This window comes from Kribbella sp. NPDC043289, assembly GCF_056436705.1.
Genome location: NZ_JBWKCB010000003.1, coordinates 171252 through 193860 on the forward strand (window position 1 = coordinate 171252; position 22609 = coordinate 193860).

The following is a 22609-nucleotide window of genomic DNA, read 5'->3' on the forward strand; positions in this document are numbered from 1 at the left end:
CGATGTCGCCGGCGATCAGCCTGACCGCGATCGGATTGGTGGTCGTGGCAACGATCGGGATCGGACTGTTCGGTCTGCGCATCTCCCGGACCACCAGCGACTTCTACGTCGCCAGCCGCGCCATCACCCCACGCTGGAACGCCTCCGCGATCAGCGGAGAGTACCTGTCGGCCGCGTCGTTCCTCGGCGTCGCCGGACTGGTGCTGGTCAACGGCGCGGACATGCTGTGGTTCTCCGTCGGCTACACGGTCGGCTATCTGATGCTCCTGGTCCTGGTCGCCGCCCCGCTACGCCGGTCCGGTGCGTACACGCTGCCGGACTTCGCCGAGACCCGTTTCGAATCCCCAGCGGTACGCCGGATCTGCGCCGGCCTCGTCGTCGGTATCGGAACGCTCTACCTCCTCCCGCAGTTGCACGGTGCCGGTCTGGCCGTCCAGACCGTCACCGGCGCACCACCGCAGGTCGGAGCGGCGATCGTCGCGGTGATCGTGGTGATCAACGTCGCCGCAGGTGGCATGCGGTCCATCACCTTCGTCCAGGCCTTCCAGTACTGGCTCAAGCTCACCGCACTGGCCGCGCCGATCTTCGTCATCCTGCTCGTGTGGCGCCAACCGGTCGGCGTCCTCGACTCACTGCACGGTGCCGCCGGTGAGTGGGCCGAGCCGCTGTCGCGCGCCGGCGGCCGGGACCACCCGTTGTACGCGACCTATTCGTTGCTCCTGGCCCTTTGTTTCGGGACGATGGGGCTGCCGCACGTGCTGGTCCGGTTCTACACCAACCCGGACGGGCGGGCGGCCCGCCGTACCACTGTCGTCGTGTTGGCACTGCTCGGCTTCTTCTATTTGTTCCCACCGATGTACGCCGTGCTCGGGCGGACGTTCGCACCGGATCTGGTCGGGACTGGCGGGGACACCGTCGTGCTCGAGCTGCCGGGACGAGTTTTCCCTGGCACCGTTGGGGATCTGCTCGGTGCACTGGTCGCCGCGGGAGCGTTCGCGGCGTTCCTGTCGACGTCCTCGGGACTGACGGTCGCGATCGCCGGCGTGATCGACCAGGACCTGCTGCGGAGCCGGCTGCACCGATGGACCGGCGGGGACTACGTCGCCGTACGCAGCTTCCGGATCGCGGCGCTGATCGCGATGGTCGTGCCGTACCTCGCCTTCAGCATGACCGGCGCGTTGAGTCTCGCCGACACGGTTGGGCTCGCGTTCGCACTGGCCTCGTCGACGTTCTGCCCGTTGCTGGTGCTCGGGATCTGGTGGCGCCGGATGTCGACCACCGGCGCCGCGGCCGGGCTGGTCGTCGGCGGGATCGCGGCCAGTACCGCCGCGCTGGTCAACGTCGCCGGCGTACCGCAGGCCGGCTGGACCCGCGCGCTCGTCGGGCAGCCCGCCGCGTGGACGATGCCGCTCGCGTTCCTGACCGTCATCGTGGTCTCGAAACTCACCCCCGACCGTATCCCGGCCGGCGCTGCCCGCAGCATGGTCCGCCTGCACACCCCCGAAGCAGTCGACGTCGACCGCGGCCTACCGCCCCGATGACGACCGCTCGTCGTTCCGTTCCTACCGCTCGTCGCAGCTGAGTGATCCACCGAACGACTGGTGTGCTCCGCTGAGCGCTCGACGCGTGCCGGTGCTGTCGGTCCGTCGTGACGCAGGACACAGTACGACGCAGCACCCCTGCCTGGCCTCATTCCGCCCGGCCTGATCCCCGTCTGGAGGTCTCGCGATGAGCGATACGACACGCGAACCGGAACTGACGACGTACCGAGACGTCCAGCTGTCACCGGACTTCTCCGAGCTGCGCCGCCGGTTCCGGAACTTCGTGTTCCCGATGACCGCACTGTTCCTGGTCTGGTACTTCGTCTACGTCCTGCTCGCCGACTACGCGCACGGCTTCATGTCGCACAAGGTCGCCGGCAACATCACCGTCGCTCTGCTGTTCGGCCTCGGCCAGTTCGTGACGACGTTCGCCATCACGATGTTCTACGTCCGGTGGGCCGACCGCCGGATCGACCCGGACGCCGAGAAGCTGCGTCACCAGATCGAGGGAGCACCGCAGTGACCGCCCCGCTGATGTTGCCGCTGGCAACCGACATCGGTAACCCGACCGTCAACATCGTGATCTTCGGGCTGTTCGTGGTCGCCACCCTGGCGATCGTGTTCCGGGCGTCGCGGAACAACCGGACCGCGGCCGACTTCTACGCCGGCGGCCGCTCGTTCACCGGCCCGCAGAACGGCATCGCGATCTCCGGCGACTACCTGTCCGCCGCGTCGTTCCTCGGCATCGCCGGCGCGATCGCGCTGAACGGGTACGACGGCTTCCTGTACTCCATCGGCTTCCTGGTGGCCTGGCTGGTCGCACTGCTGCTGGTCGCCGAACTGCTCCGGAACACCGGCCGGTTCACGATGGCCGACGTACTCTCGTTCCGGCTCAAGCAGCGGCCGGTGCGGATGGCCGCCGCGATCTCGACGCTGATCGTCTGCTTCTTCTACCTGCTGGCGCAGATGGCCGGCGCCGGTGGCCTCGTCGCGCTGCTGCTCGGTGTCAACGGGCGCACCGGTCAGGCGATCGTCATCGCAGTGGTCGGCATCCTGATGATCACGTACGTGCTGGTCGGTGGCATGAAGGGCACCACCTGGGTCCAGATCGTCAAGGCTGCCCTGCTGGTGGTCGGCGCCGGTCTGATGACGCTGTGGGTGCTGGCGAAGTACAGCTTCAACCTGTCCGGTCTGCTCGGCGCGGCGGTCGACAAGAGCCCGGCCGCCGGCGAGAAACTGCTCGGCCCCGGCCTGCAGTACGGCGTCACCGGCATGACCAAGCTGGACTTCATCTCGCTCGCGCTGGCCCTGGTGCTCGGTACGGCGGGCCTGCCGCACGTGCTGATGCGCTTCTACACCGTGCCGGACTCCAAGGAGGCCAGGCGCAGCGTCACCTGGGCGATCTGGATCATCGGCATCTTCTACCTGTTCACCCTGGTCCTCGGGTACGGCGCCGCCGCGATCGTCGGACCGGACCGGATCAAGGCCGCGCCCGGCAAGGCCAACTCGGCCGCACCGCTGCTGGCCTTCGAACTCGGTGGTGAAGTGCTGCTCGGTGTCATCTCGGCGGTCGCGTTCGCGACGATCCTCGCCGTGGTCGCCGGTCTGACGATCACCGCGAGTACGTCGTTCGCGCACGACATCTACGGCCAGATCATCAAGAAGGGCCAGATCAGCGGCGTCGGCGAGGTACGGGTCGCGCGGTACACCGCGGTCGTGATCGGCATCGTGGCGATTCTCGGCGGGATCTTCGCGAACGGCCAGAACGTGGCCTTCCTGGTGGCGCTCGCGTTCGCGGTCGCGGCCAGCGCGAACCTGCCGACGATCCTGTACTCGCTGTTCTGGCGCCGGTTCAACACCCGCGGCGCGCTGTGGAGCATCTACGGCGGTCTGGCCTCGACGATCACCCTGATCGCGTTCAGCCCGGTCGTCTCCGGCAAGGTCGACGCCAAGACCGGCAAGAGCCTGTCGATGATCACCGACACCGGCATCGACTTCCACTGGTTCCCGCTCGACAACCCCGGCATCGTCACGATCCCGCTGGCGTTCCTGCTCGGCTGGATCGGCACGATCACCAGCAAGGAAGCCGTCGACGTCGACCGCTTCGCCGAGATGGAGGTCCGCTCGCTCACCGGCGCCGGCGCCGAGAAGGCGGTCGACCACTGAAAGACCTGTCAGGCAGGCCCTGCTGACCCGACGCGAACCTGCCTGACAGCCCCACCCCCGCCCCCTCAGACGGACCCGGCACCCTCCCGCCGGGTCCGTCTCCGTTTCACCGGAAGGTGAGGGTTGGCCAGAGTTTGTAGAAGGACTTGCGGGAGGCGTTGCCGCGGTGTTCTTCGGCGGCGTGCAGGCGGCCGTAGGTGAAGGTGTTGCCGCCTTCGGCGTAGACCTCGAGGGCGAGGTGGTGGAGGAGTTCGCGGGAGACGACCGAGTCCTGGTGTTCGCCGAGGATCCCCTGGACCTCTTCGGCCTGCGTGGCGAGCTTCGCCGCTTCGTCACCGAGCACGGATACGGCGGACTCCGCGGCGTACCGCAAACGCTTGGCTGCCTTGCGGACGTCGTGCAGCTCGTGGTCCTGTTCGGCGTCGGTCTCCGCGGCCTGGGCCCGGTGAACGCCCTGCCGCATCCGCTTCAGGTCGTGCTTGAGGATGTCGCCGACCTGCTTGCTCGCCTTCCGGTCGTCGCCGGTGATCGGCGGCTCGGCCAGCAGCCTGTCGAGCGCATCGAGCAGGTGGAAGTACCGCTCGCTCTCCAACGCCGCGAGCGCCCCGGCGCGACCGTCCTTGTAGACCCGCCGTAGGTGATCGTCGATCCGCCCCGCGACCCGCCCGATGACGAGCTCGACGGGCTGCTCCGCGATCTCCGCCGCGAAGTGCTCCCGCTGCACCTCGGAGTCCCGGGCGGCGCCGAACTCACCGGCCAGCCATTTCAACTCGGCCCGCAACTCGTCCCCCACCGTGCGATCGATCACCGGCCGGTACGTCGCCAGCGCCGACCGCAGCCGCCGCGTCGCGACCCGGAACTTGTGGATCGAGTCCGGCACGTCGCGGCGGACCTCGGGGTCCCGTTCCCGGATCGCCGCTACCTGGGCGGCGGCGTATGCCCGGAACAGATCCGAGGTCCGCGGCTTCTTCGGCAGCGTCCATTCGTCGTACGTCGGCACGCGATCGCCGAGCGCGCGAGCCAGCTTGCTCGGGCCGCTCGCGGGCCGGGCGCCCGCCTCTCGCACCAGCTCGCCGGCGGCTTCCAGCAGGCCGGCGTCCCCCTCGACGAGCTCGACCTCCCACTCGCGCCAGCTCTCCGGCTCGGCACCCGTGACGGTCGCCGTCACGTGGTCGTCGGCGAACTCCGCGAGTACGCCGCCTTCCGCGTCGAGCAGCCGATGCACGATGCGGCGCGTCGCCAGCGTCACGACCGGCGCGAGCTTCCGGTCACGCACATGGACCCGGACCGTCCGCACGACCGCCGTCGGCACAGTCCGCACCGAGCGACCGAGCGGGTGCCTGACCTCGAGCCGTTGGCCGGACGACACCGGGAGCTTCACGTGCCAGCCGTCGTCCTCGCCACCGGTGCGGCGGCGCAACGTCACCTTGTTCGCGGCCAGGTCGTAGTCGGGAGTGTCGAAGTACACGGCGTCAAGGTGCAGCTCGACCGGTTGCGCGACACTCGCAACCCCGGGCAACTCGTGCAGCGCCGGCACGACCGTGGTCTCGTCGACGTCGTACTTCGTCTCGATCTCGAGCTGCTCGGTGCGGGCCATACCTCTTGTTTACCAGGCGTTCATGAACTGGTCAGCCGCGCGAACGCAGATCGGCCACCAGTCGCTCGAGATCGCGATCCGGGATGCCGTACATGACACACCGGATCTGCCGACGGCGGTTGCGGCTCAAAGCCCAGCAAACAGAGGCGATCAGGACGATGAACCCGATCATGTCCGGCCCACTCCTTTGAAGAACGCGTAGTGGAAGGTGCCGCCGGGCAACGCGGTCTGCTCGAGATCCCGGATGCCCGCGTCCCACTCGGCCTCGGTCCGCATCCCGGCCGCGATCGCGCGCTCGCGAACCGACTCGACCATCGCGATGAAGGTCCTCCGGGTGAAGCCGTCGACCAGATGTGGAACCGTCTGGTCCGCGTACACGGTGCGAGGGTCCACCCGTACGTCGTCGTAGCCGGCCTGCTCGAGGAGGGGTTGGAGCCGACGGCCGATGAGCGCGTCGCCGCCAGGTTCGGCCTGGAGGTCGATGAGACAGTCGATGACGGCCTGGGCCTGAGCACTGCGCGGGTGGTAGATCGCAGACCCGTGATCGCCCTCCACGACGGTGATCGTGCCGCCGGGATTGAGCAGGCCGCGGAGCCGGATGAGCGCGTCGTTCGGGTCCGGGAGGTGCTCGAGGACGAAGCAGACGAAGACGTGGTCGAACTTCTCGCCGGACAGGTCGTGCAGGTCCGCGTGCCGGAAGTCGACGGTCGCTTGTGGTGCGTGGGCGGCGACGCGGGCCTTCGCCTGGGTGAGCGAGTCCTCGGAGATGTCGACCGAGACCAGTTCGATGCCGGGGCTGCGGGTGACAAGTTGGACGGTCTGCCCGCCCACGCCGCAGCCCGCCTCCAATACGCGGCTGCCGGGCGCGTAGGCGGTGCCGCCGTGCAGCAGGTCGGCCAGCGTGCCGGCCTGGTCAGTGAGCCGGCGAGTCTCCGCCGGGGTGTAGCCGTGGACGTAGTCAGTTCCCATGACTCCACGGTCGCGCCACAATGGTCCAGTGAACAGGTCCAATCCGACGGGAAGTGGCCGGTCCAAAGGTGCGGACTTCCTGCAACTGAACCCGGCCGAAGCGCCCGCCGGCGGCCTCGCCGACTGGCTCACCGACCGCCTCCGCACGGCCATCTCGACCGGCCATCTCCCGGTCGGCGCCCGCCTCCCCGCGACCCGCATCCTGGCCACCGACCTCGGCATCTCCCGCGGCGTCGTCACCGAGTCCTACCAACGCCTCACCGAGGACGGCCACGTCTCCAGCCACGGCCGCCGCGGCACGATCGTCGTCGCGGCCCCCATCGGTACGACGCCTGCGTCGACGACCGCAAATCCGCCGCCACCGAACGTCCTGAACCAGCCCGGTCTGGATGCCTTCGACCGCCTCCGCGAGGTGACGGCGAGGATCGACCTGACCCCTGGCGTCCCTGATCTGGCGGCCTTCCCGCGCAGTGGATGGATGCGGGCCGAGCGCGCCGTGCTCAGCGATCTGGCCGCGCCCGACTTCGGGTACGGCGACCCCGCCGGGACGCCGGCGCTCCGCCGGGCAGTCGCCGCCTGGCTCGCCCAGTACCGCGGGATCGCCACGGACCCGGACGATCTGATCATCGTGGCGGGCGTCGCGCAGGCGATCGGTCTGGTGGCGCAATTGCTCGACGAGCGTGGCATCCACGTGATGGCGGTCGAGGATCCCGGCTCCCTCGGCTCCCGCCAGCACCTGCAGAACTGGGGCATGCAGACCCCGCCCGTCCCGGTGGACGACCGCGGCCTCGACGTCGAGGCACTCCGGAAGTCCGGGGCGCGGGTGGTGATGGTGACTCCGGCGCACCACTTCCCGACCGGCGTCGTCCTCGACGGGGAGCGGCGGCGTGAACTCATCCAGTGGGCGGCCGACGGCGGGCTGATCCTCGAGGACGACTACGACGCCGAGCACCGCTACGACCGCCCGCCGGTGCCGGCGTTGCGCGCGATGCTCCCCGATCAGGTGATCTACGCCGGCAGCATCTCGAAGCTCCTCGCTCCCGCGCTGCGGATCGGCTGGATGCTCGCGCCGCCGCAGTACAAGGAGGAACTGATCGGCCGGAAGCGGATGGCCGACCTCGGGAACCCCTCGCTCCCGCAGCTCACGCTCGCGCATCTGATGGAGTCGGGCGAACTCGAACGCCACCTGCGGTTCCTCCGCCGTCGGCACCGGGTACGCCGCGACGCGATGGTCACCGCGATCCACAACCATTTGCCCACCGCAACCATCCACGGCGTCGCGGCCGGCCTGCACCTGACCATCACCTTCGCTGAACCGCTCGACGACGTCGCCCTGGCCGCGGCCGCGCTGGAACACGGCGTCAAGACGCATCCGCTGTCCTGGCATTGCCAACTGCCGCACGCGCCCGGCCTGGTCCTCGGGTACGCCGCCCGCACGCCCACCGAGATCACGGAGGCGATCAGGACGATCGGCGAGGCCGCGGCAGCACCAACGGCGTACCGGTCAACGGGTCCGGGATCACCGAGCACTCGAGCCCGAAAACCTCCGCGACCACCTCGGGCGTGATCACGTCCGCGGGCGCTCCGACCGCGACCACCTCGCCGTGTTTGAGCGCGATCAGGTGGTCCGCGTACCGCGCCGCGAGGTTGAGGTCGTGCAGCACCAGCACGATCGTCTTGCCGTGCTCGCGGTTCAGGTCCTGCACGAGGTCGAGGATCTCCAACTGGTGCGCGAGGTCCAGGAACGTGGTCGGCTCGTCGAGCAACATCGTCTCGGCGTCCTGCGCCAGCGCGAGCGCGATCCACACCCGCTGCCGCTGACCGCCGGACAGCTCCTCCAGCGGCCGATCGGCCAACTCGGCGACACCCGTCGCCGCGAGCGCGGCCGTCACCACCCGCTCGTCCTCTGCCGACCACTGCCGGAACCACCGTTGGTGCGGATGCCGCCCGCGCCCGACCAGGTCGGACACCGTGATCCCGTCCGGCGCGACCGGCTGCTGCGGCAGCATCCCCAACCGCGTCGCCAGGCGCCCGGCGCTGAGCTTCGCCAAATCCTGGTCGTCCAGGTAGACGGCTCCGCCTTGAGGCGCGAGCAGCCGCGCCAGTCCACGTAGGAACGTCGACTTCCCGCAGGCGTTGGCGCCGACGATCACCGTGATCTTCCGCTCCGGGATCGCCGCCGACAACCGGTGTACGACGGGACTCCCGCCGTACCCCAAGGTCAGCTCTTCTGCTCGCAGCATCGTCATCCTCCTCGGCCGACCCGGTTCGCGCGGGCCATCAAGAACAGCAGGTACGGCGCCCCGAGGAACGCGGTCACCACGCCGACCGGCAACGCCGTCGGAGCCACCACCGTCCGCGCGATCAGGTCCGCGGACACCACCAGCAACGCCCCGATCGCGCCAGCCGCGAGCAACCCGGCGACGCGCTCCGCAACCAGCCGACGCGCCAACTGCGGCGCCACTAACGCCACGAACCCGATCGGTCCAGCAGCCGCCGTCGCCAACGCCGCAAGCCCAACGCCGACCGCGATCAACACCCCACGCGACAACTCGACCCGCCCACCCAAGGTCCGCGCCAAGTCGTCGCCCAACTCCAGCAACCGCAGCTGCCGCGACGAGCCCACCGCGGCCGGCAACCCCACGACCACCGCGGCGCCGATCAACGCCACGTCCGACCACGACCGCCCGGCAAGACTTCCGGCGAGCCACATCGATGCGCTCTTCGCCGTGTAGATGTCCGCCAACGTCAGCAGGTACGCCGTCAGCGACCCGATGATCGCCGTCACGCCAACCCCCACGAGCACCAGCCGATACCCGGAGACCCCGTTGCGATAGGCCAGCAGATACACGCTGAGCGCGGCGAGCAACGACCCGATCAACGCACCCAGCGGGATCCACCCACTCCCGATCACGGTGATGATCAGTACGGCGGCCAACGCGGCACCGGCGTTGATGCCGATCAGGTCCGGACTCACCAACGGGTTGCGCGCGAGCCGCTGGAAGATCGCGCCGGACACCGCGAACGCCGTACCGACACCGATGCCGACGAGGACGCGAGGCAAACGATTGTTCACGACGACGTCGTACGTGATGAGCGTCCCGTGCCCCGACAACGCCCGCAGGACATCAGAGAGCGGAAGCGCGTAATCGCCACGAGTCAAGGCGAACGCACCGACGACCACCGTCAGCACCCACGCGACCGTCGAGACCACGACGCTCGCGACATCCACCCGAGTGGACACCCGCCCGATTCGCAAAGTCTTCACAACGCAGCCGTCCGTCGACGGCGCACCAGTGCGATGAACAGCGGTGCCCCGATCAGCGCCGTGATGATCCCGACCTGCAACTCCGCCGGCCGTACGACGATCCGCCCGGCGACGTCCGCGAGCAACAGGACCGCGGGCGCGAGCACCATCGACCACGGCAACAGCCACCGGTAGTCCGCGCCGACGATCGTCCGTGCGACATGCGGTACGGCGAGACCAATGAAGCCGATCGGGCCGGCGATCGCGGTCGCCGTACCGGCCAGGATCACGACGGCGACGCCGGCCAGGACACGCACGAGTGCGACCCTGGTGCCTAGTGTCTGCGCAAGTTCAGCGCCGAGCGCGAGCTGGTTGAGCGACCGCGCCAGAACCAGCGCCAGAACGGTGCCTACGGCAAGGAACGGCACCGCCTGCGCGACGATCGCCCCGTTCGCCAAGGACAACGACCCGACTACCCAGAACCGATACTCGTTCAACGTCGAGAGATCCAGCAGGGTCGCGGCCGACGTGACCGAGCCGAACAGCGCGGAGATCGCCGCTCCCGCCAGCGCGAGCTTCACCGGCGTCGCTCCGCCGATCGCGCCCACGACGTACACGACGACTGTCGCGACGAGCGCGCCGCCCATCGCGAACCACACGTACCCGGTCAGGCTGTGCACGCCGAACACCCCGATCGCCGCCACTACGGCCACGGCCGCGCCCGCGTTCACGCCGAGAATCCCCGGGTCGGCCAGCGGGTTCCGCGTCACGCCCTGCATCAACCCACCGGACAACCCGAGCGCGACCCCGACCAAGAGACCCGCGACGGTTCGCGGCACGCGCAAGTACGTCACGACACGATCGGTATCGCTGCCGCTGAAGTTCGCCAGCGCCCGATAGACGTCACCGGTCCCGACCCACTGGTTCCCGACGCACAACGACAGCACGACGGCCACGGCCAGCACCCCGACGCAGACCGTGAGCCCGGCAGCCTTCCTCACTTGAAGAGGTCGGGGTGAATGATGCGCGCCAGGTTCTCCGTCGTGTACGCGCCCCGGACACCCGCCGAGTGATTCGCGAACAACCACGGCACCACATGACGATTGCGCACAGCCTTCAGATTGCTCAATGCAGGATTCGCCAACAGCTTGGCGACATCGGGCTGCGACGAGGCGGCCGTCAGCGATGCGTCACAGCAGCCGCTGATCAGCACGTAGTCCGGGTCGCGCTTGATGAACTCCTCGACGCTGATCTTCACGTTCCGCTTCGACGTCAGGTCCGCGAACGCGTTCACGCCTCCCGCTTGCTTGATCAGCACCGTCCCGAAGTCCGGTCCACCCGAAACCGTCAGGCCGCCGCCCTCCAGCGCGGGCCGGATGATCGCCACCGTCGGCCGCGGCGCGTCCTTCACGGCCGTCTCGACCGCCGCGATCCGCCGCTGCTGGTCGGCGATCACCTGCTCGGCACGGTCCTCGACCTTGAACAGCTTGCCGAGGTCGCGCAGATCGGCGTACACGTTGTCCATCGAGACCGTCGACGGGTCGATCGCCTCGTCGCCCTTGCCGTCCGCGGTCGGGCAGAGCGGGCTGAAGATCCAGGTCCGGACGCCGAGGTCGGACAGGCTCTTGCGGCTGCCGAAGCTCGAGTCGCTGCCGGCCGCGCTGAACACGTCGTTGAACCCGGACAGCACGAAGTCCGGGTTCAGGCTGAGCAGCTGCTCACGACTCGGCAGGTTCTTGTAGTACGTCGCCTTCGCCTGCGCGGCGGCGTACTCCGGGAGCACCTCGGCATCCAGGTACGCCGTACCGACGAGCCGATCCGAGATCCCCAACGCGTGGGCCATCTCGATGGCGGGTTGGTACGCCGCGAACACCCGCTGCGGCGGACCGTCGACGGAGACGTCGATCCCGCAGTTCTTGACGGTGATCGCACCGGCACTCGAACCGGCTTCAGCAGCTGGGCCACACCCGGCCAGCAGGGAAACAGACAGGACAACAGCAAGCACGCGTACGACGGCCATGGGCGGACCGCTCCTCCAGCACCTCGTGGACGGGTCGAGCGCCGTGGCCGGTCTCCTGGCTGACGGGTACCGCGATCGCCGGTCGAACCTTCCCAGCCGCAAGCGGCCAGTGGTCTCCCCGAGGGGAACGTCCGGCGAACATCCCGATCACAGTGGCGAGGGCCGCGCCGGTACTCCACCGGCTTCCCGAACACCACGGCTCCGCCACCCTAACACCCGCGACTGTGTCGCAGATCGTCAGCGCGTGTAGATCAGCGCGTATAGATAGGCGCCATCGCCAGCGCGAACTGCGTCATCAGGTCCGGGTTGATCGCCCGGGCCGGCAGCGGGACGAAGTCCACCAGCTTGTCGTCGCCGACGCGGATCGTGGTCCGGCCGGTCGCGGTGTCGACGTACCCCTCGTCGCCGAGCGGGATCGACTGCGAGGTCGCGGCCTTGGCGAGCGGAGCGATCAACGCCTTCGCCTGCGGAGTACGCCGTACCGAGGTGGTCAGCACGCTCGTCGCGGTCACCCAGCCGCAGACCGGGTCGCCGGGCGTCGTCTCGCTGTCGCGGCGGGCCGTCGGCCGCGCGCCCAGCACCTTCTCGGCCCCGGACGACCCGCGGTCGCACTCCGGGCGTGTGATCACCGGGTCCGCCGTCGGAACGCCTGCCGCCTGCCGGGCGACCTCCTGCGCGAGGACGACGTACTTCGCGAGCGTCGCCTTCGGACCGGCGACCTTGTAGAGCTTGCCGCCCAGCAGGAACACCACGAACGTGCTCGCCCCGTAGCCGCCTTGGCCCACCACCGCAGGCTTCACCGGCTCACCCTTGGACGCCTTCTGGCTCGCGGCCAACGTCGCCGCGGTCGCCGGGAGCACCGATGTCTCGATGCTCAGCACCGGACCGTTCGGAAAGTTGCTGAGGGTCAACTGGCAGACGTCGTACGTCGGAAGGCCGAAGTCGGTCGGCACCGTCTTGGTCTGGATATCCACAGCAGGCACCGCAAGCGTCGTCCGGACCAATTCCTGGTTCATCCGCAGGCATACGGACTGCGCGGGTGCCGCCGAGGCCGGCACGCTCGGGCTCGGCGTATCGGAGGGCGTTGCCGACGGGCTGTCCGCAGAGGTCGTCGACACCAGCGGGGGTGCACTCGGGGCGGTCTCCTGCCCGGGACCGCTACAGCCCGCGAGCAGTACGACGGCCAGGCCAGCGGTCATTCCACGGCGGATACGCATGATGCCTGGAACTCTAACCGGCGGTCCGGAGCTCCCTTTCGCGGACGGCGTGTTCGTCGGTACGGGCGTCGTACCGCCAGAACTCACGCAGCCAGACAGCGGTCCCGATCACGCCGGCGACGCACATGACACCGCCGCTGACGATCGCGGTCCGGACGCCGGTCAGGTCGGCAACGAGACCGGACCGGGCCTGTCCACCGAGCGGGCCGAGCGAGTACCCGAGCATCTCGATCCCGGCCAGCCGACCGCGCATCTCGTCCGGGATCGTCTGGTTCCAGATCACCGAGCGGAACAGCACCGAGACCATGTCGGCCGCGCCCGCCAGCGCGAAGAAGGCGATCGCGATCCAGATGTTCGGCGCCAGCCCGGCGAGCCCGACCGCGGCACCCCAGCCGATCGTGGCCAGCACCACCGCCCGGCCCTGGTGGTGCACGTGTTTGGCCCAGCCGCTGGTCAGGCTTGCGCACATCGCCCCGATCGCCTCGGCGCTGTACAGCAGACCGAGCAACCTCGGCTCCTTCAGGATGTCGGTCGCGAACGCCGGGAACAGCACGATCGGCATCGCCAGGAACATCCCGACCATGTCGACGAGGTACGTCGCCAGCAGGTCCTTGCGCCGGAACGCGTAGACGATCCCGCCACCGATCGCCCGCAGACTCGGCGCGCTCGCGCCATCACCCGCGCGGTAGGCACCGAGGCGGGTGTACATCAGCGTCGCGAACACGATCCCGACCAGCTCGACCGAGAACGCCCAGGTCACGCCGACCGAGCCGACGAGGACGCCGCCCACCGCCGGGCCGGCGAGCTGACCGATCTGCGAGGTCAGTGAGCTCAACGCGACCGCGGCGGGGATCTCCGCGTGCTTGACCACACGGGGCAGCAGCGCCTCGCGGCTCGGCCGCTGCAGCGAGGACGCGATCGCGTTCAGCGCGCCGCAGACGTAGATCAGCCAGACCTGCGGGTTCGGGAGCAGGGTGTTGACGACCATCAGCGCGGAGATCACGACCTGGGCCAGGCCGGTGCCGACGAGCAGTTTCCGGCGCTCCACGTGGTCGGCCAGCGCGCCGCCGTACAGGCCGAAGACGACCAGCGGGACGATCGTCACCAGGCCCATCGCGCCGACCGCGAAGTTCGATCCGGTCAGTTGGTACAGCTGGTACGGCAGGGCGACGTACCCGACCATGCCGCCGAGGAAGAAGACCGATCCGGCGACCAGCAGGATGCGGAAGTCACGGGAACCACGCCACGGGGTCAGATCGACGCGCAAGCGGGCCAGGCGGGCGCGGAAAGGGGTTGCCACCGGACCATGGTGACAGGTCCGACCGGCCGGGACGAGCCTGATTTCCGGACCTCGTTTCCACCACCGTCGAAAGGCTCCGGCGGGGACCTCGGACGCGCCTAGCGTGAGGCCGATTGGTTGCCGTGGGCGTCAATCCCACCGGCCCGGACCGGCCCACTGATCCATCCGCCTGGCTGACCGATGCGCGAGGTCGGCCAGGCGGATGCCGGGACTCAGGCGAGCGGGAGCAGGCCGGTCAGGTCGGTGCGCTCGCCGCTCGCCCGGAGTTTTCCGCTGACGCGGGCGTCGGCCCAGGTGACGCGTCCGAGGGCGACGTCGATCCACAGTTCCGGGGGCATCTCGATCACCGCGCCGGGCGTCCCCCGGGTGTGTCGCGGCCCCTCGATGCACTGCACGGCGCCGTACGGCGGGACTCGGACCTCGACCGCGTGACCAGGTGCTTTCGCGACCAGGAGCTTCAGCAACTCCTTGGTGAGCAGCTTCAGATCCGCGCGTTCCGCCGTACCGTCGTCATAACGCTGTAAAGCCTGCTGGAGCGCGGGGTCGGACATCTTCACGACGTGTCAGCGTACGCGGCGGTTTGCGGAGACGCCCCTCTCGTCGGCGATAATCGGGCGGGAGAGAGGGAAGCGAGGTCGGGATGCTCACGCCCAGGCACCAGGCGCTGCTGATGACGCTGGCGGGAATGACCGTCGGTGTGGCCGTGTTCGGCACGGTGCTCGTCATCAACGGCGGAAACCCGTTCGCGGCGCACGAAACGCCGGCCGGGATCGTGAACAGTCCTCCCCCGAGCAGTTCCCCGACCCGGACCGACGGGCTCCAGGCCGACTCGGTGCAGTACGTCGTGCAGAACTTCGGCTCCAGCGGCGACCCGGTCTCCGCCGAGGTGCCGACCGGCTGGAAGAGCGCCCAGGCGGGCACTCGACCGAAGTTCCTGGACCCGACCGGCGTCTGGCAGATCCGGTTCGACACCCGCGGCAGCAAGCAGGCCCCGGACGAACTGGTCGCGAACCGCGTGCGCAGCATCGACGAGCACGACCTCAAGGTGCTCAGCCGGGATGGCGGCACGCTGGTCTACACCTACACCGACCAGAGCCGCGGTCCTCGGATGGGCCTGTCGCGCTGGATCTCGCTCGACGGCGGCAAGTCCTCAGCCGCCGAGATCACCGTCGGCGGCCGTCCGCAGGACGAAGCCGGCCTGCGCGCGATCCTGCAACACGCCACCGACACCATCAAGCTGCCGGTCGAACCGGGCGACAACCGGCCCAACTAGCGCGGGCCGGGCGCTAACACTTGATGTCGGCAGCCGGCGTGTTGCCCTGCACCAGATAGCTCTCGACGACGTTCTTCACGCAGGCGTTGCCCGACAGGTACGCCGTGTGCCCGTCGCCGTCGCGGCTGACCAGGACACCGCTTTCCAACTGGTGCGCCAAGCCGACCGCCCACTCGTACGGGGTCGCCGGGTCGCGCGTCGTACCGACGACCATGATCGGCTTCGCACCGGCCGCCTTGATCTTGTGCGGCTTGTCGACCGGCTTCACCGGCCAGTTCACGCACGACACCGACGACCAGGCCAGGAACTCACCGAACCGCGGTGACGCCGCCTTGTACTCCGGGGCCTTCGCCTCGATCTGGGCGATCGACGTGAAGTCCGGGTGGTCGAGACAGTTGATCGCGATCTGGACCTCGTTGGAGTTGTCGGCGTACCCGGTCTGCTGGCGATCGGTGTACTCGTCGGCCAGCGCGAGCAGGCGGGCACCGTTACCGGCCAGCCCGTCGGCGACGGCGTCCTCGAGCCGCGGCCAGAAGTCCTTCAGGTACAGCGGGTAGATCATCCCGAGGATCACCAGCGCCTGCGTGACCTTGCGGTTCCCGGCCCCCGGCAGCGGGTTCGCGTCGCTGTCCTTGATCAGCTGGTCGATCTTGCCCAGCACCTCGTTCTTGCTGCTGCCGAGCTTGCAGGACCGCTGCGCGCAGTCCTCCGCGAACGCGTCCAGCGCCTTGTCGAACCCCTTCGCCTGCGCGATCGCCATCTGCTCGGACGTGATCGACGGATCGACGGCACCGTCCAGGACCATCCGGCCGACGTTCTTCGGGAACAGCTCGGCATACGTCGCGCCGAGGAACGTGCCGTACGACATCCCCATGTAGTACAGCTGCGGGTCGCCGACGACACCGCGCAGTACGTCGATGTCGCGGGCCGCGTCCTTGGTGGACACGTGCGGGAGCAGCTCTCCGGAGCGCTGCTCGCAGCCGGCGGCCAGCGTCTTCGACTGCTTGTCCAGGTCGTTGATCTCGGCGGCGTTGTCCGGGCTGCCGTCCGCGGCGATCATCGCGTCGAGCTGGGCGGTGTCCAGACACTTCACCGGGGTGGACTCGCCGACGCCGCGCGGGTCCCAGCCGATGATGTCGAACTTCCGCAGCAGCGACGACCCGAACAGCATCGGCGCCTGCTGCGCGAATTCCTGCCCCGAGGCGCCGGGCCCACCCGGGTTGATGAACAGCGTGCCGATCCGGCCGCCGCGGTCCCGCGCGAGCACCTTCCGGGCCCGCAGCTCAATCGTTTGCCCGGTGGGCTTGGTGTAGTCCAGCGGGACCTCGATGGTCGCGCACTGCTGGTTCGAGCCGCAGCGCTCCCAGTCCGGCTGCTGCTGGTAGAACTTCTCCAGCCCCGCCGGGATCGGCCCCACCGGCCCGCTGGGCGGGTTGCTCCCGACGCCGGCCGCCGTACCGTCCCCCGCGTCCTGGGCGCGACCGGCCACCCCACAGCCGCTCGCCAGGACCGCAAGGGTTGCCACCAGTACGGTCGACCTGCGGAATCTCACTGCGGGGTTTCTCCCTCGTCGTCGTGGTGCAGGCGGCGGCGCCGGCGTGGTTTCCGGGCCCGCCGCTCCTCGCGAGTCTCCGCGACCGGCTCCGCGACCGGCTCGGTGGCCGGCTCGGTGGACGGCTCGGTGGCTGGCTCTGCAGGCTGCTCGGCCGGCTGGTCCGGTACGGCGTCCTCGACCGGTGCTGGTCCCTCGACCGGTACCGCGTCCGGGGTCGTCGTACTGGACGCCTCGTACTGCTGCCGCGGCGAGCACACGTCCGCCCGGCTGCACGCACACCGGCGCCCGGAGGCCGCCAACCGAACGACCACGGTGTCGCTCGGAACGTTGTGCCCGACCACCACTCCATCACCCGCGGGGGTCTCCACCGCGGTCCCGGTCGCCGGAGCCTTCGCGGTGAACTCCTGGTACAGCGGGTGCTCGTACTTCAGGCAGCACATCAGCCGGCCGCACGCGCCGGAGATCTTCAGCGGGTTCAGCGGCAGGTCCTGGTCCTTCGCCATCCGCACGCTGACCGGCTCGAAGTCCTTCAGGAACGTCGCGCAGCACAGGTCCCGTCCGCAGGGCCCGATCCCGCCCTGCAGCCGCGCCTCGTCCCGCGCGCCCACCTGGCGCAGCTCGATCCGGGCCCGCAGCGCCCGGGCGAGATCCCGTACCAGCTCGCGGAAGTCCACCCGGTGCGGGGCGGAGAAGTACACGATCACCAGCTGATCCACGTCCGCGCGCCGGTCGACGAAGTCGATCCCGACCACCTTCATCGGCAGGTCGTGCTGGCGAATCGTGCGCTTGGCGATCACCCGCGCATCGGCCCGCCGCTGCCGGTTCTGCTCGTCCCGGTCCAGATCCGCGTCCGTCGCGATCCCCGCGCACAGCGGCAGCCCGCCGATCTCCTCGGTGACGTACTGCGGCGCCCACACACACTCCGCCACCTCGGGCCCGTCATCGGTGGGCACCAGCACCTTGTCCCCCACCCGGGGCCGAAACTCACCCGGGTCGAGGTAGTAAAGCCGCCCGTACCGCTCGAACGACACCGCCATCACCATACCCACGGCGCCAGAGTACTGGCAGCAGACCTCCCCCGCGTGCTACGCAGCCGCTCCCTTCGTCGCTCCGCTCCTCACGGCGCCCGCTCCGCGCGCTCCCACCCACCCTCCGGCTCAGCGCCGGCACATCAGCTCCCGGCTGCCGCCGGCTGGCGCGCTACCGCGCGACCGAAAGCCCAGCAGCGTCGCTCCGGCCTGCACGCACCCTCGACAGCCCGGAGCGGAAGACAACCAGGCACCGCTCGAGATCGCCGTCAGCTCATGCTGATCATGCCCCTCTGCAGCGGCACCCGGTAACGAAGATCGGTCGGCTGATTCTGCTGGATGGCACATGCTCGACTACGCTGAGCGATTGGGGTGAGTCCAGTGCATCGACTGGCGGAGAAGGGAAGTATTCGTGGGGGCGCCAGAGGTGTCGTCTGGTCGCGGTCTCCTGCTGTTCGGCCCGCCGACGGGAGGGCTGGACACGATCACGGCCATTCTCCCGGCACTGGATTCTCGGTTCGTCTTACACCAACGGGTGAAGGTAGGAAACGGGCAATCCGACGGCTACCGGATCGTTGATCTTGACGAATTCGTCAGGGCGGAAGAAGCCGACGAGTTCATTCACACCTACTCACGGTACGGCGCGCTGTACGGCATCGATCGCGCAAGCCTCGTTGATGTTTGCACGGATACCGCCGTGCCGATCGTGCACGTTGGCCAACTGGACGCGCTCGACGCAATCCGTGCGGCAACGCCCAACGTGTCCTGGACATCCGTCTGTCTCTGGTGCTCCAGGGCCGAGGCAGCGCTGCGCCTGTGCAATCGTGCGGATCCGGATCCGATGACCCGTTTGCAGGCCTGGGATGAGGCAGCGGCTGAGCTCCTGACGGCTGGTGCAGACACGTTCGACATGACTGTCAACACCGCAACGCTGCCACCCGAGTTGACCGCTCGGATGATCGCTCAGTCCATGGCGCTGGATCCAATGCCGGATCCAGCCAAGGCAGCCGTCGCACGCCGAGCGCGCAAACTGTTCGGCCAACCCCGGTTTGTCGGCTACCTGCGAGCAGCAGCCAATAAGACCTCGACCGCGCTCGACCTCTACGACTGGAACGCGACCATCTCTGCGGCCCTGTGGGAGGTCCTCGGACACGTCGAGGTGACGCTGAGGAACGCCATGGTGGCCAAGCTCTCGGAACGACACCAGCGTCGTCGGCTACGAGGATCCTGGCTCGACGATCCAGGAAACGACCTCACCGCGAAAGCGCACGAGGACATCGCTAAGGCTCGCCTCCAGGTGCGGCGGAAGAACAAGCAACTGACCGACGGGCAAATCATCGCCGAGCTCAGCTTTGGCTTCTGGCGGTTTCTGCTCGCTCACCGATACATGACGACGATTTGGCCAGACCTCAGCTACGCCTTTCCCTACGCACCAGATCGCCAACTGGTGACGCTCGAGGCGCCGGTACTCAGACTCTGGGAGATCCGCAACCGCATCGCTCACAACGAGCGCATCTGGACCGAGCCGATCAGGCAACGTCACGACGATGCGCTCTTGGTCCTCGGATACATCGACCCCTCCCTGGCCGAGTGGGTCTCAGATCGCAGCCGGGTGCCCGCGCTGCTGGCAAGATGCCCGATCAACATGCCTCAGCCATGATGGTGTGTATCCAGGATCCAAAGGTGTTTAAACGCACTATGGGTGTGTACACTTCTCGGCGAAGACCTTGGAACGGTCCCTAGTAGCTCAGCATCCGCGGGCAGGCTAAACCGCCAAGGTTCCGGTATTTCGGAGCCCCTCGAGCTTGCTCGGGGGGCTCCGCTTGTTTCGAGACGTGGGTTGTCGCAGCGGTGTCCGGTACCGCGGCGCGCTGCGTCGCGGGCTCGCGGATCTGCGGTGGGTTGCCAGGTATAGGTCGGGCGAGACCTGGGTACGCGTCAGCAGGCGATCCCGGGGTGGCTGGGGTCTTGGCGTGGAGGTTTTGGATGAGCACAGTGCTGGTGACCGGTGCGTCGGGGGTTGCCGGGCGGGAGGTTTCTCGGGTGCTCGCCAAGGCGGGGCATCAGGTACGGCGGGCGGATGTCGCGCCGTCGCCGGATCCTGCCGACGCCGCGATCGGGGAGTTCGTGCGCTGCGACACGCGGACGCCGACCGACGTACTCGAGGCGGTGCAGGGCTGTGACGCGGTGGTGCACCTCGCGGCCTGGCACAACGCGCACCGGCCGGGTGTCAGCGACGAGACGATCTTCGCGGTCAACGTCGACGGCACTTTCAACGTCGTACAGGCCTGTCGCGCGGCCGGCATCCAGAGCGTCGTCTTCGCCTCCTCGATGGCGTACGGCTGGGGCAGCGTCTACAGCGTCACCAAGGTGCTCGGCGAGGACCTGTGGCGGATGTACCAGGAGGTCAGCGGCGCCTCGGTGGCCCTCCTGCGGTACCACGGTTTCGTGCCTGAGCCGTACCTGCGCTGGGGCGAGCGGCTGCTGCGGAACGGGGTCGACGTACGCGATATCGCGACCGCGACGGCTGCCGCGACCGAGGCCGCGCTCGCGAAGCGTTTCGATCTGTTCCGGACGATCGTGCACAGCAACCACGGGATGCCCGAGGAGGTCCGGGCCGACTTCGCCACCCGCGGTACGGAGTGGGCCGAGTCGCGGCTGCCGGGCGCGGCGGAGCTGATCCAGCGGCACGGGCTCACGCTGCCGGAGAGCGTCGAGCAGCACGACCTCAGCGAGGCGGCGGACCTGCTCGGCTGGCGTCCGCAGCACGACTTCGTCGAGTTCCTCGCCGACCTCCAGCGCCGCGAAACAGCCGGAGAGGACGTGACGGCACTCTGGGCACCAGGCCGCATCCCCGCCTGACTAGCGGTGGCTGTTCTTCACTGAGCTGGTGAGTTGATCGCCGTCGGGCCCGTAGGCGGCGCAGACCGTCAGGCGGTCGCCCTGGTTCCAGAGGCGCTTCGTCGGAGTCCAGTACATGAGCTCCAGCTCGGAGTCGGCCGTGGACTTGCCGACGTAGCTGGTGAACGTGGGACTGCAGGCCTGCTCGGCGGCCTTGTCGACGGCGTTGTCACCGGGCCAGGCGCCGACGGCGAGCGTGACGTCGGAGATGATCTCGCCGTCGTGCGGCTCGGTGCAGGGTTGCCGAATCACTTCGGAGTCCTGGCCGGTGTCGTCGAAACACTCGCCGACCGCCAGGCTGTCGACCTCGGTGGTCGGACCGGTCGAGTACGACGAGACCGGTTCCGGCGAACCGTAGTCGTCGTCGCTGCTGGAGCCGTAGGCGATCACCAGCCCGAACAGCAGCGCGTACCCGAGCGTCACCAGTGAACCGATCACCAGACCGGCGATCGCCATCCCCTTGCCGGCCTGCCCGCGGCGCTTGATCTGCACCAGCGCCGCGATCCCGAGGCCGATCGCCACCGGCGCCGACAGACCGACGAAGATCCCGCCGAGCCCGGTCACGAGCGCCGCGGTCGCCAGCCCGTTCGTCCCACCGGAGGCCTGGTAGCCGTACCCGTAGCCGTACGGCGCCGGCGCCTGCCCGTAGGCCGGCGGATACTGCCCCGGCGCGTACCCGGACCCATAGCCGGCCCCGTACTGCGCCTGCCCCGGCTGCCCGTAACCAGCCTGCTGCCCGTACGGCGCCTGCTGCCCATAACCACCCGGCTGCCCAGCCCCGTACGGCGCCTGCGCCGGCGCCTGCTGGCCCGGGGCTGCCCATGACGTGCCCTGCGATCCCGCCTGCTGGGCGTGCGGCTGCTCCGGTCGCCTGTACGTCGGGAACGGCCGTGTCGGATCGTGCGGCCGGTCCTGTGGACGGTCGTCCTGCGGCCGCTCCGGATCCGATCCGTACGGTGGTTGACTCACGCTACCCCCACTACTCCCCCGGGGACCCTATCGCTGCGATCCGCGCATCGTACCGGTCAGCCGGGTCCCCGGCATTCCGACCAGACACAGGACGTTGCCGTCAGCAACAGCACGATCCTCCAGTACGACGTAGTACATGTCCAGCTCGGACTGTTCGTACGGCGCCCCCACGAACTCACGGAACGCCCCGGCGCACTGCTGCGTGGCCACCGTCCCGGTCTGCGCGGCGCCCAGTCCGACCAGACTCGCCTGCACCTGTGCGTAGGCCTCTCCGGTGTGCGGTGCCGCGCAGTCCGCGATCCGCACCAGGCGCAGTGCCTCGGCGTCCAGGTCCGCATCGAAGCAGCGGCCGACGTCCACCTGCGAGATCCCGACGGTCCGCCCGATCCCGCTCCGGTGCTCCCCGACCAGGTTGAGCGTGACCGCGACACCGATGGCGATCACCCAGCCCAGCGAGATCGCCAACGCAGCGTGAGCGAGCCGTCGCCCGCGCCCGCCGGTGCGCTTGATCCGGCGCAGCGCAACCACGGCGAGCAGCACCGCGATCGGTACCAGACCGGGCAGGCTGGTCGCGAGCGCCGCGACGGCGTACCCGTCCTGCCGCTGCTGCGCGGGGGTCGGAACCCCTTCCAACCACGACTCAGCCGACGGCAGTGGCCGCCGTGCCGGCTGGATCGGGGAAGGCGGCTGGTTCATCGGGGTCCGTTCGGCACTGTGACGCCGAGCGGTCCACTTCGCCTCGACACCCATCCATCGGACCTGCCGGTCTTCGTGTTACACCACCCGCCCAGTTATCGGACGTGCGTGACACAGCCCTCACCACGCA

Annotated in this window: 21 protein-coding genes and 1 riboswitch; of the genes, 7 read left to right on the forward strand and 14 right to left on the reverse strand. The window is 69.1% G+C overall.

Going from position 1 to position 22609, the window contains the following annotated elements:
• Positions 1-2 precede the first annotated feature (2 nt).
• From AC0662_RS19190 to AC0662_RS19200, 3 genes are all read left to right on the forward strand, one after another.
• Positions 3-1541 (forward strand): sodium/solute symporter, encoded by a 1539-nt coding sequence (locus tag AC0662_RS19190; protein ID WP_478302145.1) that lies wholly within the window; start codon positions 3-5, stop codon positions 1539-1541.
• Positions 1542-1728: 187 nt separating this feature from the next.
• Entirely contained in the window at positions 1729-2064 is a 336-nt protein-coding gene (locus tag AC0662_RS19195; protein ID WP_452197092.1) for a DUF485 domain-containing protein, read from the forward strand.
• Positions 2065-2075: 11 nt separating this feature from the next.
• Positions 2076-3707: a solute symporter family protein gene (locus AC0662_RS19200; protein ID WP_478303406.1), complete on the forward strand. Its 1632-nt coding sequence runs from the start codon at positions 2076-2078 to the stop codon at positions 3705-3707.
• 106 nt (positions 3708-3813) lie between these two features.
• Here AC0662_RS19200 and AC0662_RS19205 read toward each other — a convergent pair whose 3' ends face one another.
• Genes AC0662_RS19205 through AC0662_RS19215 form a run of 3 tightly spaced genes read right to left on the reverse strand, consistent with a single transcriptional unit; the run spans position 3814 to position 6273 of the window.
• Positions 3814-5304 (reverse strand): CYTH and CHAD domain-containing protein, encoded by a 1491-nt coding sequence (locus AC0662_RS19205; RefSeq protein WP_478302148.1) that lies wholly within the window; start codon positions 5302-5304, stop codon positions 3814-3816.
• A gap of 31 nt (positions 5305-5335) precedes the next feature.
• Positions 5336-5476 carry a hypothetical protein gene (locus AC0662_RS19210; protein WP_478302150.1) on the reverse strand — a complete coding sequence of 47 codons (141 nt, stop codon included), beginning with the start codon at positions 5474-5476 and terminating at the stop codon, positions 5336-5338.
• Positions 5473-6273, reverse strand: a complete 801-nt coding sequence (locus AC0662_RS19215; protein ID WP_478302152.1) for a methyltransferase — start codon at positions 6271-6273, stop codon at positions 5473-5475. The genes AC0662_RS19210 and AC0662_RS19215 overlap by 4 nt, the downstream gene beginning before the upstream one ends.
• Positions 6274-6301: 28 nt before the next feature.
• Here AC0662_RS19215 and pdxR point away from each other — a divergent pair, with 28 nt between their 5' ends.
• On the forward strand, positions 6302-7840 hold the full coding sequence (gene pdxR / locus AC0662_RS19220; RefSeq protein WP_478302154.1) for a MocR-like pyridoxine biosynthesis transcription factor PdxR: 1539 nt from the start codon (positions 6302-6304) through the stop codon (positions 7838-7840).
• Here the strand turns inward: pdxR and AC0662_RS19225 are convergent.
• From AC0662_RS19225 to AC0662_RS19255, 7 genes are all read right to left on the reverse strand, one after another.
• Positions 7734-8516 carry an ABC transporter ATP-binding protein gene (locus tag AC0662_RS19225; protein WP_478302156.1) on the reverse strand — a complete coding sequence of 261 codons (783 nt, stop codon included), beginning with the start codon at positions 8514-8516 and terminating at the stop codon, positions 7734-7736. The genes pdxR and AC0662_RS19225 overlap by 107 nt on opposite strands.
• Before the next feature lie 2 nt (positions 8517-8518).
• Complete coding sequence (locus tag AC0662_RS19230) at positions 8519-9541, reverse strand: FecCD family ABC transporter permease (protein ID WP_452204627.1); 1023 nt, start codon at positions 9539-9541, stop codon at positions 8519-8521.
• Positions 9538-10521, reverse strand: coding sequence for a FecCD family ABC transporter permease (locus AC0662_RS19235; protein WP_478302158.1), 984 nt, complete (start codon positions 10519-10521; stop codon positions 9538-9540). The genes AC0662_RS19230 and AC0662_RS19235 overlap by 4 nt, the downstream gene beginning before the upstream one ends.
• Entirely contained in the window at positions 10518-11540 is a 1023-nt protein-coding gene (locus tag AC0662_RS19240; protein WP_478302160.1) for an ABC transporter substrate-binding protein, read from the reverse strand. The genes AC0662_RS19235 and AC0662_RS19240 overlap by 4 nt, the downstream gene beginning before the upstream one ends.
• Positions 11541-11568: 28 nt before the next feature.
• Positions 11569-11753, reverse strand: a riboswitch (cobalamin riboswitch).
• A gap of 38 nt (positions 11754-11791) precedes the next feature.
• Positions 11792-12739 carry a hypothetical protein gene (locus AC0662_RS19245; RefSeq protein WP_478302162.1) on the reverse strand — a complete coding sequence of 316 codons (948 nt, stop codon included), beginning with the start codon at positions 12737-12739 and terminating at the stop codon, positions 11792-11794.
• A gap of 31 nt (positions 12740-12770) precedes the next feature.
• Positions 12771-14057: an MFS transporter gene (locus AC0662_RS19250; protein WP_478302164.1), complete on the reverse strand. Its 1287-nt coding sequence runs from the start codon at positions 14055-14057 to the stop codon at positions 12771-12773.
• A gap of 212 nt (positions 14058-14269) precedes the next feature.
• On the reverse strand, positions 14270-14608 hold the full coding sequence (locus AC0662_RS19255) for a sterol carrier family protein (RefSeq protein WP_478303408.1): 339 nt from the start codon (positions 14606-14608) through the stop codon (positions 14270-14272).
• 89 nt (positions 14609-14697) lie between these two features.
• On the opposite strand from AC0662_RS19255, the gene AC0662_RS19260 reads away from it, so the two are divergent.
• The gene (locus AC0662_RS19260; RefSeq protein ID WP_478302166.1) at positions 14698-15330 is read left to right on the forward strand and encodes a hypothetical protein; all 633 of its coding nucleotides are present in this window, start codon (positions 14698-14700) and stop codon (positions 15328-15330) included.
• 13 nt (positions 15331-15343) lie between these two features.
• Here AC0662_RS19260 and AC0662_RS19265 read toward each other — a convergent pair whose 3' ends face one another.
• Entirely contained in the window at positions 15344-16882 is a 1539-nt protein-coding gene (locus AC0662_RS19265) for an alpha/beta hydrolase (RefSeq protein ID WP_478302168.1), read from the reverse strand.
• Entirely contained in the window at positions 16879-17928 is a 1050-nt protein-coding gene (gene ricT, locus AC0662_RS19270; RefSeq protein ID WP_478303410.1) for a regulatory iron-sulfur-containing complex subunit RicT, read from the reverse strand. Before ricT ends, AC0662_RS19265 begins: the two co-directional genes overlap by 4 nt.
• 397 nt (positions 17929-18325) lie before the next feature.
• Here ricT and AC0662_RS19275 point away from each other — a divergent pair, with 397 nt between their 5' ends.
• Entirely contained in the window at positions 18326-19573 is a 1248-nt protein-coding gene (locus tag AC0662_RS19275) for a hypothetical protein (protein WP_452204634.1), read from the forward strand.
• Between the two features lie 326 nt (positions 19574-19899).
• Positions 19900-20775 (forward strand): NAD-dependent epimerase/dehydratase family protein, encoded by an 876-nt coding sequence (locus AC0662_RS19280; RefSeq protein WP_452204635.1) that lies wholly within the window; start codon positions 19900-19902, stop codon positions 20773-20775.
• On the opposite strand, the gene AC0662_RS19285 is transcribed toward AC0662_RS19280, so the two are convergent.
• Both AC0662_RS19285 and AC0662_RS19290 read right to left on the reverse strand, forming a co-directional pair.
• A complete protein-coding gene (locus tag AC0662_RS19285) occupies positions 20776-21783 on the reverse strand; it encodes a DUF4190 domain-containing protein (RefSeq protein WP_478302171.1) in 1008 nt (335 codons plus the stop codon).
• A gap of 27 nt (positions 21784-21810) precedes the next feature.
• Positions 21811-22479, reverse strand: a complete 669-nt coding sequence (locus tag AC0662_RS19290) for a DUF4190 domain-containing protein (protein ID WP_478302173.1) — start codon at positions 22477-22479, stop codon at positions 21811-21813.
• Positions 22480-22609: the final 130 nt, after the last annotated feature.

What these genes read in the sequence shown, in the direction of transcription:
- AC0662_RS19190 (WP_478302145.1), top strand. Translation starts at nt 3, where the DNA reads ATGTCGCCGGCGATCAGCCTGACCGCGATCGGATTGGTGGTCGTGGCA.
- AC0662_RS19195 (WP_452197092.1), top strand. Translation starts at nt 1,729, where the DNA reads ATGAGCGATACGACACGCGAACCGGAACTGACGACGTACCGAGACGTC.
- AC0662_RS19200 (WP_478303406.1), top strand. Translation starts at nt 2,076, where the DNA reads ATGTTGCCGCTGGCAACCGACATCGGTAACCCGACCGTCAACATCGTG.
- AC0662_RS19205 (WP_478302148.1), bottom strand. Translation starts at nt 5,304, where the DNA reads ATGGCCCGCACCGAGCAGCTCGAGATCGAGACGAAGTACGACGTCGAC.
- AC0662_RS19210 (WP_478302150.1), bottom strand. Translation starts at nt 5,476, where the DNA reads ATGATCGGGTTCATCGTCCTGATCGCCTCTGTTTGCTGGGCTTTGAGC.
- AC0662_RS19215 (WP_478302152.1), bottom strand. Translation starts at nt 6,273, where the DNA reads ATGGGAACTGACTACGTCCACGGCTACACCCCGGCGGAGACTCGCCGG.
- AC0662_RS19225 (WP_478302156.1), bottom strand. Translation starts at nt 8,516, where the DNA reads ATGCTGCGAGCAGAAGAGCTGACCTTGGGGTACGGCGGGAGTCCCGTC.
- AC0662_RS19240 (WP_478302160.1), bottom strand. Translation starts at nt 11,540, where the DNA reads ATGGCCGTCGTACGCGTGCTTGCTGTTGTCCTGTCTGTTTCCCTGCTG.
- AC0662_RS19245 (WP_478302162.1), bottom strand. Translation starts at nt 12,739, where the DNA reads ATGACCGCTGGCCTGGCCGTCGTACTGCTCGCGGGCTGTAGCGGTCCC.
- AC0662_RS19255 (WP_478303408.1), bottom strand. Translation starts at nt 14,608, where the DNA reads ATGTCCGACCCCGCGCTCCAGCAGGCTTTACAGCGTTATGACGACGGT.
- AC0662_RS19260 (WP_478302166.1), top strand. Translation starts at nt 14,698, where the DNA reads ATGCTCACGCCCAGGCACCAGGCGCTGCTGATGACGCTGGCGGGAATG.
- ricT (WP_478303410.1), bottom strand. Translation starts at nt 17,928, where the DNA reads ATGGTGATGGCGGTGTCGTTCGAGCGGTACGGGCGGCTTTACTACCTC.
- AC0662_RS19280 (WP_452204635.1), top strand. Translation starts at nt 19,900, where the DNA reads ATGAGCACAGTGCTGGTGACCGGTGCGTCGGGGGTTGCCGGGCGGGAG.
- AC0662_RS19290 (WP_478302173.1), bottom strand. Translation starts at nt 22,479, where the DNA reads ATGAACCAGCCGCCTTCCCCGATCCAGCCGGCACGGCGGCCACTGCCG.